Source organism: Amycolatopsis sp. lyj-90 (assembly GCF_046549035.1).
Classification (GTDB): domain Bacteria; phylum Actinomycetota; class Actinomycetes; order Mycobacteriales; family Pseudonocardiaceae; genus Amycolatopsis.
Genome location: NZ_JAJPWP010000001.1, coordinates 563,318 through 579,453, shown reverse-complemented (window position 1 = coordinate 579,453; position 16,136 = coordinate 563,318). Strand labels below are relative to the sequence as shown.

General features: G+C 70.2%; 6 protein-coding genes. 4 read left to right on the top strand and 2 right to left on the bottom strand.

From position 1 onward, the window contains the following. Positions 1 to 349: 349 nt before the first annotated feature. Entirely contained in the window at positions 350 to 3,040 is a 2,691-nt protein-coding gene (locus tag ACLJPX_RS02250) for a beta-N-acetylglucosaminidase domain-containing protein (RefSeq protein ID WP_410598474.1), read from the top strand. On the opposite strand, the gene menC is transcribed toward ACLJPX_RS02250, so the two are convergent. Further along, positions 3,006 to 4,115 (bottom strand): o-succinylbenzoate synthase, encoded by a 1,110-nt coding sequence (gene menC / locus ACLJPX_RS02245; protein WP_410598473.1) that lies wholly within the window; start codon positions 4,113 to 4,115, stop codon positions 3,006 to 3,008. The two genes, ACLJPX_RS02250 and menC, sit on opposite strands and share 35 nt — an antisense overlap. Beyond that, the gene (locus ACLJPX_RS02240; RefSeq protein WP_410598472.1) at positions 4,112 to 4,951 is read right to left on the bottom strand and encodes a hypothetical protein; all 840 of its coding nucleotides are present in this window, start codon (positions 4,949 to 4,951) and stop codon (positions 4,112 to 4,114) included. Before ACLJPX_RS02240 ends, menC begins: the two co-directional genes overlap by 4 nt. Before the next feature lie 126 nt (positions 4,952 to 5,077). Between ACLJPX_RS02240 and ACLJPX_RS02235 the strand changes: the two genes are divergently transcribed. The 3 genes from ACLJPX_RS02235 to ACLJPX_RS02225 are packed head-to-tail and all read left to right on the top strand — an operon-like array spanning position 5,078 to position 16,128. Next, entirely contained in the window at positions 5,078 to 8,332 is a 3,255-nt protein-coding gene (locus tag ACLJPX_RS02235; RefSeq protein WP_410599078.1) for a non-ribosomal peptide synthetase, read from the top strand. A gap of 16 nt (positions 8,333 to 8,348) precedes the next feature. Beyond that, on the top strand, positions 8,349 to 9,332 hold the full coding sequence (locus tag ACLJPX_RS02230; RefSeq protein ID WP_410598471.1) for an aldo/keto reductase: 984 nt from the start codon (positions 8,349 to 8,351) through the stop codon (positions 9,330 to 9,332). Positions 9,333 to 9,348: 16 nt separating this feature from the next. Beyond that, entirely contained in the window at positions 9,349 to 16,128 is a 6,780-nt protein-coding gene (locus tag ACLJPX_RS02225; RefSeq protein ID WP_410598470.1) for an amino acid adenylation domain-containing protein, read from the top strand. Positions 16,129 to 16,136 lie beyond the last annotated feature (8 nt).

Genomic DNA, 16,136 nt, shown 5'->3' with positions numbered 1-16,136 from the left:
GAGGCCTTCACGGACTACGCGATCGCCTTCCGCAGCCTCAGCGATACCGCCAGCCCCAGCAGTCACGGCGGCGCGCGAAGGGGCACCTTCCCCGAGTACATGAAGGCCCCCTTCCTTGCGCTAGACGCAAGGAAGGGGGCCTTCATGTACCGCAAGGGCGAGCTAGAGAGACAGTGGCGTGGCGGGCCGAGTCTCGTGAGCCCCCACCACGCGCGCCAGCTGTCGGAAAATCACCCATATCGCTCTACCCAGGTAATCACATCGGGTGTTTGCTGTCTCACAGAACGTCGTCAACCGACGCTTTGGGGGCAAGCCGATGTCCTTCCGTTGGGTACTCCGACTCATTCCGGTGACGCTGCTCGCGACCGCGGTGGCGGTCGCCGTCCCCGCACCGGCGACAGCGGCGGCCGACTCCCCGCCTCTCGCGAAGGTGTTGCCGACACCCCAGCAGACGACGACGCGGCCAGGACAGGTGACCATCCCGCGCACCGTCGTCGAGGTCGTCGGCCGCGACACCGATCCGTCCGCGCTCGACGTCGTGGACCAGGTGCTCCGCACCGCGGGTGCGAGCACCATCGTCAAGCTCACCGACGACGACCGAGCCGCTGTCGACCGGGAGCGAGGCAAAGGCGGGCTTGTCGTCTTCGTCGGTGGCCCCACCGAAAGCCGGGCGACCGCCCTCGCGCTCGCCGCGCTCCGCGTCCAGGGGCCGGACGGCCTGCCTCGCGGGGGTTACGTCCTCGCCGCCGACCGTGGCGTGATCGCACTGTCCGGTGTGGACACTGCGGGCACGTTCTACGCCGCGCAGTCGTTCCGGCAGCTTTTCGCGTCCGGCAAGAGCCGCGCCTTCAGCATGCGCGACTGGCCCGCGGCACCGCTGCGCGGGGTGATCGAAGGCTTCTACGGCGCACCGTGGTCACACGCCGACAGGCTGGCGCAACTGGACTTCTACGGCCGCACCAAGCAGAACATCTACGTCTACTCTCCCAAGGACGACCCGTTCCTGCGAGCCCGCTGGCGCGACCAGTACCCGCCCGAGCAGCTCGCGGTGCTCTCGCAGCTGGTGGCCCGCGCCACCGCGAACCACGTCGAATTCACCTATGCCCTCTCCCCCGGTCTTTCGGTGTGCTACTCCTCGGACACCGACGAGGCCGCGCTGGTCACGAAGTTCCAATCCCTGTGGGACATCGGGGTGCGGTCGTTCGCGATCCCGCTCGACGACATCTCCTACACCCGCTGGAACTGCGACGCCGACGCCGCGAAGTTCGGCACCGGCGGCGCGGCGGCGGGTGCCGCGCAGTCGTTCCTGCTCAATCGGGTGCAGCAGGACTTCATCGCCACCCATCCCGGTGCCGAGCGGTTGCAGACCGTCCCGACCGAGTACTACGACCTCGCCGACTCGCCGTACAAGACCGCGCTGCGCACCCAGCTCGACAAGGCGGTGATCGTCGAATGGACCGGCGTCGGCGTGATCGCCGGGCAGATCACCGAGAAGCAGGCCCGGCAGGCGAAAGAGGTCTTCGGACACGACATCCTCATCTGGGACAACTACCCGGTCAACGACTACATCACCGAACGGCTGCTGCTCGGCCCGTACATCGGCCGCGAGCCCGGGGTCGCGAAGTTCCTCTCGGGCATCACCGCGAATCCGATGGTGCAGGCCGAGGCGTCCAAGATCGCCGAGTTCACCTCGGGCGACTTCCTGTGGAACCCGGAGGCGTACGACCCCGACAAGTCGTGGCTCGCCGCCATCGCCGATCTCGCCGGTCCGTCCGCGCCGGCGTTGAAGGTGTTCGCGGAGAACAACTATTCGAGTCTGCTCGTCCGGCTCGACACGGGGAAGCCGGACCTCGATTCCCCGGTACTGCGCCCGTTGCTCGCCGCGTTCTGGTCCGCGCTGGAGAAGAAGGATCCTTGGGACGCCGCCGCGAAACTGGATCGCTATCTCACCGCGATGGCCGCCGATCCCGACGACCTGCGCCGCGGCATGGCGTCGAATCCGAAGTTCCTCGCCGAGGTCGGACCGTGGCTCGACCAGGTCGGTCTCTACGGTCAAGCAGGCGGGCACGCGGTGAAAATGCTGCTGGCACAGTACGACGGTGACGGCGCGAAGGCGTGGGCGGAACGCGGGGAGCTCGTCGCCGCGCTCAAGAAGGCGCAGGACATCCGCGTCCAGACCGCCCGGGGGCCGCGCAACCCGAGCACCTGCACGGACGTCTGCGTGCCGTTCCTCAACAGCGCGCTCGCCACGGCCGACCGCTGGTTCGGCCTGCCGGGAATCCGGCCGCAGCCGACGACGTCACTGGGGACCTACACCGACAACGTGCCCGCCCGGATGGTCGACGGCGACCCCGAGACCTACTACTGGAGCGACTGGGCGCCCCGCGTCGGCGACGCCATCGGCGTCGACCTCGGCACGGCGCAGCGGGTGTCCCATGTGGACATCACGATGGGCAAACCGACCAGTCCGGACGACTTCGTCCACAACGGTGTCCTCGAATACTCCGCCGACGGCAAGCAGTGGACGACGGTGAAGACGGTCACCGAGCCCGTGCTCTCGGCGGACTTACCCGAGGGCGCGCAGGCTCGGTTCGTGCGCGTGCGGATAGCCGGCACGCAGCCCTTCTGGGTCGTTGTCCGGGAGTTCACGGTGTCCACACCGGACAGTCCGAAGTACACCGTGACCGGGACACCGGCGGGATCGAACCTCGCCGCGGCCGCGGACAACAACGCGGATTCGGTGTACACGGCGGCATCGGCGCCGGTACCCGGTGACGCGCTCGTCGTCGCGGCCGCCACGCCTGTGCCGGTGGGCGAGGTCGTCATCCTGGCCGCGGAAGCCGGCGCGGGTGCCGACGTCCAGGTCGCGGACGCGGCGGGTGGCTGGCGGACGATCGGCAGAATGACGGGCGGCTACACGGAACTGCCCGCTCAGGACGTCGTGACCGATCGAGTCCGGCTCCTCTGGACGCCGGGAGGCGCGCCGCCGAAACTCGCCGAGGTGGTCATCCGCGGCTCAGTTCCCGCACCGACGTCGTGACCGCGTCCAGCACGTCCGGGATCGGCGCGACCCCGAGACCGGGCCCCGCCGGAACTGGCAGGTTCCCGTCCCGCAGGACGAACGGTTCGGTGATGTCGGTTTCGTAGTACCGGTCCGAGGCGGAGACGTCGCCGGGGAGGGTGAAGTTCGGCAGCGCGGCGAGCGCGAGGTTGCCCGCCCGGCCCAGCCCGGTTTCGAGCATTCCGCCGCACCACACCGGGACACCGGCCGCGGCGCAGACGTCGTGGATGCGGCGTGCCTCGAGGTAGCCGCCGACGCGGCCGGGTTTCACGTTGACGATCCGGCAGGCGCCCAGCGCGATGGCGTCGGCGGCGGACCGGGCCGACACCACGGATTCGTCGAGGCAGATCGGGGTGCTGAGGCCCCGAGCGAGGGCCGCGTGGCCGAGCAGGTCCTCTTCGTCGAGCGGTTGCTCGATCAACAGCAGCTCGAAGTCGTCGAGGCGGGCGAGGTGGCGGACGTCGGCGCGGGTGTAGGCGGCGTTCGCGTCGACCTGCAGAAGCAGCTCGTCGCCGAATCTCTCCCGGACCGCCCGCACCGGTGCGACGTCCCAGCCGGGTTCGATCTTGAGTTTGATCCGCCGGTACCCCTGCGCCAGGTAACCCGCGACGGCGTCGGTCAGTTCCGGCACCGAGTCCATGATCCCCACCGAAACGCCGCTCGGGACACCGGTGGCGGTGGCGCCCAGACCGGCCGCGAAAGACAGGCCATGGCCGCGGAGTTCGGCGTCCAGCACCGCCATCTCCAGCGCGGCCTTCGCCATCCGATGGCCTTTGACCCCGGCGAGGAGCGGCGCGACGGTCTGCGCGGTCACGTTTCCGGCGGCCAGCAAGGGCGGCACCAGATGTCGCATAAGGACGTCTTCGGCCCCCTCGACGTACTCCGAGGAGTAGCTGGCGTCGGCTCCGGCGACGCATTCTCCCCAGCCGTCGCCGTCCGGTGTGGTCACCTGCACCAGAAGCGCGACACGTTCGTACTCGATGCCCAGGGAAGTACGGAACGGGCTGACCAGCGGCAGGGCGATGCGCCGGAGTGCGACGCGTTCGATCCTCATCGTCCCTCGCTTCGGTTGAGAACGTAGCCGCACGCGCCCCGGTCGAAGCCGGTCAGCCGGGCGCCGTCCGCCAGCAGCGCGCCCAGCGTGTCGCGGACCGCCAGCCGCCAGTCCCGCGCGATCGACGGCTTCCGGGTGCGGAGAAGCTCGATGTCCGGCGGGATGGCGATCAGGACCGTTTCCCCTCTCGTCGACCGGGGAACCGGCCGATCGTCCTCGATGTCCAGCAATACCCGCGGAACCGGTCCGCCGGAATCAGGCAGGGCGTCCTCGTCGCAGGCGGCTCTGGCCCGTTCCCCGCGCAGGTCCCAGCGCAGCATGAGGCGGTCCGACTCGTCGTCGTTGTTCAGCCCGTCGGACAGCGGTCCGTAGTAGTCGGGCAGGTACTCGTCCGCCGTGCCACCGAGTTTGCGCAGGTTGAAGTGCGCGTTGCGGGCGACGAGCGGATCGAAGGTCCAGCTGATCAGGTCGGCGCCGTTCTCGAGGACGTGCGCCCGCTGATCCAGTTTGAGGGCGAAGCCGATGTCGCGGCCGCGGGCCTCGGAGTGGACGCCCGCGATGTGGCTGTGCATCCCGGGCCGCCCGGGCGGGCCCCACAAGCCGATACAAGCGCCGAGAAGGCGATCCTCATCGAAAGCGCCCACCACGTAACTCCCGGCGTCGGCCATCGCCTTGACGACGTCCGCGGCGATCGGCGGATGGTCCGGACCGGTCCGCCACACCTCGCACAGGAACCGTTCGCAAGCGAAAGCGCTCGCCATCGATTCCAAGGCCACTATCCGGACACCGGACTTCTCGGCGGCCTTCGCCGCGCTCGTCCGCGCGCTGAGATCCACAAGTTTGCATCTTCGACCAACGAATGGGTGACCTTACAGGCATCGCGATCATCGTTCAGGTCGAGTTCGGACAAGCGTTGTCTCCTGTCCGCGTAACGGATTCCTAAGATCACTTGGTTGAGTGACATGACCCTCGGATGGGGCAGTCACCGCCGTCACGCTCCGCTCAGACCCGGGGTCCCGTTGACGGACGCGGCCGCCAACGCACTGACCGAAGTGGCCCGGCGACTGGACCGGGACCTCACCCTGTCTTCCACGACCTTCGGCCGCACGGGCGTCGCCGTCCACGCCTACAACGTCTCCGACGGCTCCGCAGGACCCGTCGCGCACGCGTGGATCGGCTCCCCCGGCCTCCTGTCCGTCGAGCTGCGCTGCCCGCCAGGCGACCTCTGGGAGCGCGCCGCTCCGGCCGTCGCGGAGATGCACGCCGAACTGCTGGGCGCAGTGCTGACCGATCCGGCGGTGGATCTCAGCCGAGCGGACGGGCTCTCCGCGGCCACGAAAGCGGCGGTGCTCGGCCCGCTCGCCGGGACCGAGGTCGACCACGGTCCCTATCTCAGTGTCCCGGAGCGGATCCGCTCGGTCGCCCGGGCCACGCCGGACACCGTGGCGGTGTACGCCGCCGACGGAACGCTGACCTACGAACGATTCCTCAGTCACGCCGACGCGCTGGCCGTCCGGATCCGTGCGGTGACAAAGGAAAACGGGGCTTTGATCCCCGTCCTCGTCGCGGACGGCCTGGCGCTGCCGGTGTCCTGGGCGGCCGCGATGATCGCCGGGATCGGGTACGTGCCCGTCGACCCCCACTGGCCCACGGGCCGGATCGCGCAGGTCCTCGACCTGCTCGACGCTCCCGTGGTGCTGTGCGCCGACGTGGCGGCGATACCCGCAGCCCACCGCGATCGGGCGATCCCCGTCGATCTCGCCGAAGCCGGAGAACCCGATGACCTGCCCGGCCCAGGACCGGACGACGTCGTCTACGGCGTGTACACCTCCGGCACGACCGGGACACCCCTGTGCGCGGTCAACCTGCACCGGGGCCTGGCGAACCGGCTGGCGTTCATGGACCGCTGGTTCGGCCCGCCCGCCGTCCGCGAAGTGGTCCTGCAGAACACACGGCACACGTTCGATTCCGCGTTCTGGCAGCTCTTCTGGCCGCTGACCACCGGCGGCGCGACGGTGGTGCCCGCCGCCGGTGACCATCACGACCTGCAGCACACGATCGACCTCATCGAAGCCCACGAGGTGACCGTCACGGACTTCGTGCCCGCGGTCCTCAGCGCGCTGTTGACCCTCCTGCGACAGCGGCCGTCCACTGTCGGCAGGCTGCGTTCGCTGCGCCACCTCGTGGTCGGTGGCGAACAGATCAACCCACTCGACGTCCACCGCCTGCGGGAACTCCTGCCGGGGCTGCGGATCAGCAACGCCTACGGTCCGTCCGAAGCCTCCATCGGCATGATCTTCCACGAGGTCGAGGCCTGCGACGGAGATGTCGTGCCGTTGGGGCGGCCGATCGACAACTGCGTCGCGATCGTCGTCGACGTCGACGGGCGGCCGCTGCCTCCCGGCGCCACCGGCGAGATCGTCATCGGCGGCGCGTGCGTCGGCATCGGCTACCACGGCGAACCCGGCCGCACCGCCGAACGCTTCTTCAGTTCCCCGACGTCCGGCCGCATGTACCGCACCGGCGACCTCGGACACGTCGACGCCGCGGGCAGGTTCCACTTCGGTGGGCGCATCGACCACCAGCTCAAGATCGACGGAATGCGGGTCGAGCCCGGCGAGATCGAGACGGCCGCTTTGGCCTGCGACGGAGTGCTGCAAGCGGCGGCGCTCGTCGTGGACCGTGAACTCGTGCTCGTGACCACCGGGACGGCGAGCTCCCGGGCGGTCCTCTCCCACCTGCGGGGCAAGCTGCCCCGAGGCAGCCTGCCGCGGCGCGGAGTGGTCGTCGCCGAGATGCCCTTGACCGCGGCGGGCAAGATCGATCGTCGCCGCCTGGCGACCCTGGCGGAGCGGCCCGCGGATCCGGCTTCCGACACCGGCGCCGATCCCGTGCTCGCCGTCCTGCGCACCGTGTTGCGGTACCCCGGTTTCACCGCCGATGACGACTTCTTCGCCGCCGGAGGCAACTCGCTGCAAGCCGTCGCGGCCGTGGTCGAACTGAGCGACCGGTTCGGAGTGGACGTCGGAGTGCGCGACCTCGCAGGCCATCCCACGGCGGCCGGTCTGCGTGACCTGATCGCCCGGCGCGACCGTGTTCCGGCTTCGTCGGATCTGGTCGCCGCCGACCTCGCCAGCCTCAGCACGGCGCGGACACCGTTGCGCGACAAGCGGGACCGGCCGCCGCGTACGGTCCTGCTGACCGGCGCGACGGGGTTCGTGGGTGCCCGGCTGCTGCACGAACTGCTCGCGAGCACCGATCTGACGGTGCGCTGCCTGATCCGCGGCCGCGACGATTCCCACGCACGGCAACGTCTTCTGACTGCGCTCGCCGCACAACAGCTGGAGCACGACGGCCACGCCACACGGATCGCCGTCGTCGCCGGTGACCTCGCCAGACCCGGTTTCGGGCTGACGGCTCCCCGGTGGCGATCACTCGCCGAAGAGTGCGACCTGGTCGTCCACGCCGGTGCCCTGGTCAACCTGCTCTACGACTACCGCATGCACCGCGAGCCGAACGTGCTCGGCACGGCGGAGGTGATCCGCTTCGCCCGCGCCGCGGGCGGCATCCCGCTGCACTACGTCTCGACGCTCGGCGTGCTGTACGACCACGCCCTGCGCACCGGCCGTCCGGTACCCGAAGACGTCGACATCACCGCCGTGACCCCGCCGTCGAGCGGGTACAGCCTGTCCAAATGGGCGGGTGAGCGGCTCGTCGACGCCGCCGTCGACCTTCCGGTGACGGTGCTGCGCCTCGGCGAGGTCATGCCCGCGACGGACGTCGCCGTCCCCAATCCGGCGGCGCTGACCCACCTGCTGCTCACCGCCTTCGACCGGCTCGGAACGGTGCCCGCGGCGGCGATCCGGTCGGACTACAGCCCGGTCGACACGGTGGCGCGGATCGTCGTCGAGGCCGTCCAGGACCCGACGGTGCTGGGGCGCGCCTTGCACGTCTATCACGAGGGCAGCGTGCGGTTCGACGAGCTGCCCGTGGGCGCGGATCGGGTGTCCTGCCTGCGTTTCCTCGCCGGTCTGCGATCCGCGGCGGCGACCGGTGACGTCGAGCTGGGTCTGCTGCTGGCGATCGTCGAACACCGCGCCGGCGGGCGTGCCGCCGAGGAGGACGCCGTCCGCGAAGTGCTCGAGAACCTGTTGCAGGACAACCCGGCACTGTTCACCACTTCCGCCACCCGGCCGAAGGAACCCGCCAGTGCTTGAGAGGAATGAGACACGGATGCGGCAGCGCACCATGGGACGGCTCGGCTGGAAGGTCGGCGAAGTCGGCTACGGCATGTGGGGAATCGGCGGTGGTCCCGGCGGGTTCACCGGCTGGAACTACGACATCGCGCCGGACGCCCTCGACCTCGCCGTCGAACTGGGCTGCACCTTCTTCGACACCGCCTGGGTCTACGGGCGCGGCAAGTCCGAGAGCCTGCTCGGCGAGCTGCGCCGCCGCCGTCCCGACGCCGAGATGCGGCTGGCCACCAAGGTCCCGCCGCTGAATCGCGAATGGCCGCCGCGCCCGCAGGACACCCTAGAAGACGTCTTCCCCGTCGATCACGTCCTCGACTACACCCGTCGCAGCCTGGACAACCTCGGCGTCGACAAGATCGACCTCCTGCAGTTCCACGTCTGGGAAGACCGCTGGGCCGCCGAACCCGGCTGGCAGCGGGTCGTCACGCGACTCAAGGACGAGGGCCTGATCGACGGTTTCGGCATCAGCGTCAACCGGTGGGAGCCGTCGAACTGTTTCGCCGCCCTCGACACCGGCCTGGTCGACGCGATCCAGGTCATCTACAACATCTTCGACCAGGCCCCCGAGGACGAACTCTTCCCCCGCGCCCTCGAAGAGGACATCGCGATCATCGCGCGGGTCCCGTTCGACGAAGGATCGCTGACCGGGAACCTGAACGCCGGCACCGCTTTCCCGCCCGAGGACTGGCGGGCCGTCTACTTCGGACCGGAGAACCTGCCGCCCACGATCGACCGGGTCGACGCGCTCCGGGACCTGGTCCCCGACGGCATGACCATGCCGGAACTGGCGCTGCGGTTCATCCTGCACCACCCCGCCGTCTCCGCGGTGATCCCGGGGATGCGCCGTCCCGGGCACGTGCGGTCGAACCTGGCGGTCTCCGGAGCCGCGCCGTTGCCGCCGGAGCTGATCGACGCGCTGCGCGCCCATCGCTGGGACCGGAAACCCACGCACTGGTCGATGTGAATACCGAGGAGAACCGGTGACCCGAACCCACGAACCGCCGCTGTCCACAGTGGATGGCGACGTCTGGTCGTCCGTGGCGGCGCAGGCCGTCCGGACGCCGCATGCCGTGGCGCTCGCCGACGCCGACGGCGAGCTGGACTACGAAACCCTTGTCGGCATGGCCGCCGGGACGGCGGACAGGCTGGCCGAAGCCGGGGTGCGGCCGGGCGACCTGGTCGGGATCCGGCTGCCGCGCGGCAGGGACGCGATCGTGGCCATCCTCGCGGTGCTGCGGGCCGGAGCGGGCTACGTGCCGCTGGACCCGGCCTATCCCGAAGCCCGGCTGGCCATGATGGTCGAGGAGACCCGGCCCAGCGCGCTGATCACGGGCGACGGGGTGTTCCCTCTCGAGGGCGGCGTACCGCGGCAGGATCCCGCGTACGTCATCTTCACCTCGGGTTCGACGGGCCGTCCGAAGGGCGTCCTGATCGGCCGCCGGTCGCTGCGTGACTTCACCGGCGCCTTCGCGGACAGGTTCGCCTTCGCCCCAGGCGACCGGATCCTGCAGTTCGCGTCGCTGAGCTTCGACACCAGCGTCGAGGAGATCTTCTGCCCGCTGATCCGCGGGGCCACCCTCGTCCTGCGCGACGACGACATGATCAGCAGGCCGGACCTGTTCTTCGAGCGCTGCGACGCGCTCGGCATCACGGTGCTGGACCTGCCGACGGCGTATTGGCACGAGCTGGTCGCCGCGCTCGACCGCGGCGAGACCTCCGTTCCGGCGGGCGTGCGCTGCGTGATCATCGGCGGGGAGACGGCGCGACCCGACGCGGTGCGCCGGTGGCAGGCCGCGGTCGGCGGCGCGACCCGGCTGTTCAACAGCTACGGGCCGACCGAGACCACGGTGGGCGCCACGGCGACGGACGTGACCGAATGGTCGGGCGACGTGGTCCCGATCGGCGTCCCGCATCCCGGCGTGACCTGCCGGATCGGTGACGACGGCGAGCTGCTGATCGGCGGCATCGGCGTGGCCGAGGGCTATCTGAACCGGCCGGAGCTGACCGCCGAACGCTTCGTGACGACACCCGGCCACGGCCGCGAGTACCGCACGGGCGACCGGGTCCGCTGGTCCGATGACGGACAGCTGGAGTTCCTCGGGCGGCTCGACGACCAGGTCAAGATCCGGGGCCACCGGGTGGAACCGGCCGAGGTGGAAGCCGCCCTCCGGCAGCTCGACGGCGTCACCGACGCCGTCGTCCTCGTCGACGACAAGACCGGCCGGGCCCGGCTGATCGGGCACCTGGTCACCGGCACGACCGACCTCGCGGCCGTCCGGAACGCGCTCGGCGACGTCCTGCCCGCCCATCTCATCCCGGCCGTCCTGCTCCGGCATCCCCGGTTTCCGCTGACACCGCAAGGAAAGATCGACAAGACCGCGCTGGCGGCGGAGGTTCCGTCCGAGCACGGCCACGACAGCGCGCTCACCGCGGACGAAAGATCCGCGGCCACGCTGTTCGAAGAGATCCTCGGCGGCGCCGTCACCGGCACGGCCGACGATTTCCTTTCCCTCGGCGGTGATTCGCTGGACGCTGTCCGGCTCATCGCCGCCCTGCGTGTGCGGCACGGCGCTGAGCTGACCCTCACCCGGTGGTACGCGGATCCGACCGTCGCCGCGCTCGCCGAAGTCATCGCCGGAGCGACAGGGGCGACCGAAACCGCCGTCGCCGGACTGGCCGAGGGGGTCCCGCACCCGCTGAGCCCGATGCAACGCGACTACTGGATCGCCGAACAGCTGTGCGCCGAACTTCCCGTCTACACCTTGGGAATCCGGTACCGATGGGCCGAAGCGGTCGACGTCGCCGCGCTGACCACCGCCCTCGCCGAACTGTCGCGGCGGCATCCGCTGCTGAGAGCGCGTTTCCCCGACGACGGCACCGAACCGAGCATGGTCATCGAGCCCGCGGCCACGATTCCGCTGACGCTCAACGAGCCGGATCGCGACGGCATCGACTACCGGCACGGCCCGGTCGCGCACGCGTTCCTCGACGACGACGAACTCGTCCTGATCGTGCACCACCTCGCCTTCGACGGCTGGTCCGCGGGCGTGCTCGGCCAGGAACTCGCCGCGCTGTATTCAGGCGCCGATCCGGCGCCGGTCGTCCCCGTGCCCGATCTCGCCGCGCGTGCCGCCCTGGCGAAGGCCGACCGGCCGCTCGTCTCGTACTGGCGGGACCGGTTCGACGGTGCCGATCTCGACCTCGAACTCCCCGCCGACCGGCCGCGTCCGGCGGCCCGCACCTACGCCGCCGAACGGGTCACCCGGCGGATCGACCCCGCTCTGCTGGACCGGCTGCGGTCGTACGCCGGTGAACAGCGGGCGAGTCTGTTCATGGTGGTCCTGGCCGGTCTGCAAACCGTTCTGCGGCGGTACACCGGCCACACCGACGTCACCGTGCTGTCCCCGGTGGCCGGGCGGTCGACGGGCGAACTGGCGTCGCTGATCGGCCCGGCGTTGAACGTCCTGCCGCTGCGTGGCGACGTGACGGGCGAGCCGTCGTTCGCCGAACTCGTCGCGCGAGTGCGAGACGCCGTCCTGGGCGACCTGGACCACCAAGAGCTGGCGTTACCCGATCTGGTGACCGCGCTGGCCGGAGCCAAGCGGTTGAGTCCGGTCATGCTGACGGTGCACAACACTCCGGCGCCCGGTGACCCGCTCCTGCGCTACGCGGGCGAGTTGCCGCCGTCCGCCACGATGGTCGATCTGGCGATCGGGCTCGATTTCCCCGCCGATGGCGCGGTCCTGAACGCCGACTACGCCACCGAACTCTTCGAGGGCGCGCGAATCGAGGCGATCCTCGACCACCTGCTGACCCTGCTGGACGCGGCGACCACCGGCACGACCACGCCGATCACCCGGCTCCCGATGCTCACCGACGTCGAGCGCGGTCGCATCGTGGACGACTGGAACGACATCGTCGCTCCGATACCGGACGCGATCGCCGTGCACCAGCTGTTCGAGCGGCACGCCCTCGCGACACCCGACGCGCCCGCGCTCACCGTCGGCCGCGACACCGTCAGCTATGCCGAGCTCAACCACCGGGCGAACCGGCTGGCAAGGCGACTGCGCGACGAGGGTGTGCGGCCCGGCCATCGGGTGGCGATCACCCTGGACCGCGGCACCGCGCTCTTCACCGCGATGTGGGCGGTGCTCAAGGCGGGCGGCGCGTACGTACCGCTGGATCCGGCCTATCCCGCCGATCGCCTCGAGTACATGCTGACCGACAGCGGACCGACGGTCGTCATCGACGCGGATTACCTCGCCGGGGACCCTCCCGCGGACGGTACCGATCTGCCGCCGGTCACCACCGCGGATGATCCGGCGTACGTCATCTACACCTCGGGATCCACCGGCAGGCCCAAGGGAGTCGTGGTCACGCACGGAAACCTGGTGCACGCGGCGGGGATGTGGCAGCAGGCCTACCGGCTCCGTCCTGAATGGACATACCTGCAGGCGGCCAGTTTCTCCTTCGACATGTTCGTGGGCGAGACCCTGCGGGCGCACCTCAGCGGCGGCCGTCTGGTCGTCGCACCCCGCGAAACGCTGCTCGATCCCGCCGATCTCCTCGCGCTGATGAAGACCGAGCGGGTGAACTGCACCGAACTCGTGCCCGCGGTGCTGCGGGCGCTGCTCGACCACACCGAAAGCAGCGGGCAGGATCTCGGGTTCGTCGACCTGCTGATCGGTGGCGGCGAGAAGTGGCACGTCAAGGAATTCCGGCTCGCGAGGCGCCTCGTCGGGCCGGGCAACCGTGTCGTCAACTCCTACGGTGTCACCGAAGTCACCGTCGACAACGTCTGCTTCGAAGGCTCTGTCGACCATCTCGCCGACGACGCGCCCCTGCCCATCGGACGGCCTTTCCCGAACAACCGGGTCTACGTCCTGGACGCCCACCGCCAGCCGGTGCCCGCGGGCGTCGTCGGCGAGCTGTACCTCGGCGGTCTCGGTGTCGTCCCCGGCTATCACGAACGGCCCGGGCTGACCGCGGACCGGTTCGTGCCGGACCCGTTCGCGCCCGGCGCCAGGATGTACCGCACCGGTGATTCGGCCCGGTTCCACCTCGACGGTACGGTCGATTTCCTCGGCAGGCTCGACGATCAGGTCAAGGTCAACGGCCACCGGATCGAACTCGGGGAGGTCGAAGTCGCCCTGGGCGCGCTGCCCGGGGTCGTGGCGTGCGCCGCCGCTCCTCATGGCTCGCAGCTCGTCGGCTACGTCGTGACCCGCGACGGGTCCGACGCCGACGAAGCCGTCTACCGCGAGACGCTCGCGGCGGGCCTGCCGCCGCAGATGGTCCCCGCCCGCATCCTGACGCTGCCCGCTCTTCCGCTGTCCCCCAACGGGAAACTCGACCGGCGCGCGCTGCCCGCGCCGTCCGGTGGCGGCCCGCGATCCACCGGGACGGTGGCGAGGACCGCCACCGAGAAGCGGATCGCCGCGGCGTGGTCGGACGTCCTCGGGGTCACCGATCCCGGCATCGACGACAGCTTTTTCGCCCTCGGCGGGGATTCCTTCGCCGCGCTCAAGGTCGTCCGGCGGATCGAGCCCTCCCCCAGCCTGGTCGAGCTGTACCAGCACGCCACCATCCGGCGGCTGGCCGCGCATCTCGACGCGCGTTCGGGAGCAGAGCCCGCCGAACGACGGCTGCTGCACCGGCTGACCGCGACGGACGCCGACCCGGCCCGCGGTGGGCACACGGTCGTGGCGGTGCCCTACTCCGGCGGCAGCGCCGTCGCCTACCAGCCACTCGCCGACGCTCTCCCGGCGGGCTGGGCACTCCACGCGGCGGAACTCCCCGGCCACGACCGCTCCAGATCCGATGAGGAGCTGGAGCCGATCGACGTCGTTTCCGGCCGCATCGTGGAGGAACTGCGGTCGATCGACGGCCCGATCCTCCTTTATGGACACTGCCTCGGGGTCGCCCTCACCGTGGAGGTGGCACGACGTGCCGAAGCCGCCGGCCTGCCCGTGGCCGGAGTCGCCCTCGGCGCGGGATTCCCCACCGCGCGGCTGCCGGGGCGGTTCTTCGACTGGATCTACCGGCACGTCCCGGTGGACCGCTTCACCTCGGACCGGGAGTATCTCGCGTATCTCCGTGCTCGCGGCGGCTTCACCGATCTCGACGACGACGGGCAGAAGGCCTTCGTGCTCCGCAACGTGCGCCACGACGCGCGCGACGCGGAGGAGTACTTCACCGCCGCGTATCGAGGGAGCTTCGAGCCGCTGAAGGCGCCGGTGCTCACCGTCGTCGGCGCACGCGACCGCGTCACCGAGCACTACCAGGAACGCCGTCAGGAATGGCGGCATTTCACCGAAGGCGACGTCGGCCTCGCCGTCCTGCCACAGGCGGGACACTTCTTCCTCAAGAGCCACGCGGAACCGCTCGCCGAAGCGCTGGTCGAGTTCGTCTCCGAACGGCCCGCCACCGAGGAACCCGCCCCGGTCGTCAGCGCGGAACCCGACCTCCGCAAGTTCGCGGTGGTCGCCTTCGGCCAGCTCCTGTCGATGGTCGGCAGCGGGCTGAGCACCCTGGTGCTGAGCATCTGGGTGTTCCAGCAGACCGGCTCGATCACGTCGTTCGCCCTGGTCAGCGTGATCGGCCTGCTACCAGGCATCGTGGCCGGGCCACTCGCCGGTGCCGTCGCCGACCGGTGGGACCGGCGCAAGGTCATGCTGGTGAGCGACAGCATGGCGGGGCTGTCGATGGCGGCGCTGGCCTTCTTGATGCTGTCGGACGGCCTGCATCTCTGGCACGTCTATCTGGCCGTGACGGTGACTTCGGTGGCCGGCGCGTTCCAGCGGCCCGCCTATCTCGCGGCCGTCGCCCAGCTGGTCCCGAAGCGCTATCTCGGTCACGCCGGCGGAATCGGGCAACTCGGTGTCGGCGTCGGGCTGGTGTTCTCCCCCATGCTCGGCGCCGCGCTGATCGGCCCGATCGGGATCAGCGGCGTCCTGCTCGTCGACATGGGCACCTTCGCCGCCGGTGCGCTCACCCTGCTGTTCGTCCGCTTCCCGAACCTCTTGTTCCGGCGGCGCGAGGAGAACTTCCGCACCGAGATCCGGACCGGCTGGCAGTTCATCACCCGCCGTCCCGGCCTGCGCGCCGCCCTCCGGTTCTTCGTCGTCGACCACGTCTTCTACACCCTGGGTTTCGCCGTGATCACGCCGATGCTGCTGGTGGAGCAACCCGCCTCGGTGCTGGGCATGGCGCTGGGCGCGGGCGGCGTCGGCGCGCTCACCGGCAGCGTCGTGATGGGTCTCTGGGGCGGGACCACCCGGCGCAGCCACGGAATGCTCATCGCGATGGGCGTCGGCAGCGTCGCGATGATCCTCGTCGGCCTCACCACTTCGCCCGCGCTGATCATCGTCGGTATGTTCCTCGTCGGCTTCGGCGAATCCCTCGCCGACGGCCACTGGATCGCGATCATCCAGGGCAAGGTCAACCTCGAACTCCAGGGTCGGGTCCTCTCCCTGTTCATCACCTTGATGATGCTGACCATGCCGCTGGGCTACCTCGTCGTCGGTCCGCTGGCCGAACGGTTCGTCCAGCCACTACTGGATTCCCCGGGCCGGGGCCTCGCCCTGCTGATCGTCCTCAGTGGACTGCTGCAGCTGGCGTGGGCCGTCCGCGGCTGGCTCAACCCCCGGCTCCGGCTGATCGAAGACGAGCTGCCCGACGCCGTCCCGCCCGCGAACATCGGCACCCGCGACGACCTGCAGCGCGAGGCCGACGAACTGCTCGCTGCCCACACTCGGTGAAGGGGAAC

Coding starts and splice junctions, on each gene's coding strand:
- menC (WP_410598473.1), bottom strand. CDS start 4,115: ATGAGGATCGAACGCGTCGCACTCCGGCGCATCGCCCTGCCGCTGGTC.
- ACLJPX_RS02235 (WP_410599078.1), top strand. CDS start 5,078: ATGACCCTCGGATGGGGCAGTCACCGCCGTCACGCTCCGCTCAGACCC.
- ACLJPX_RS02230 (WP_410598471.1), top strand. CDS start 8,349: ATGCGGCAGCGCACCATGGGACGGCTCGGCTGGAAGGTCGGCGAAGTC.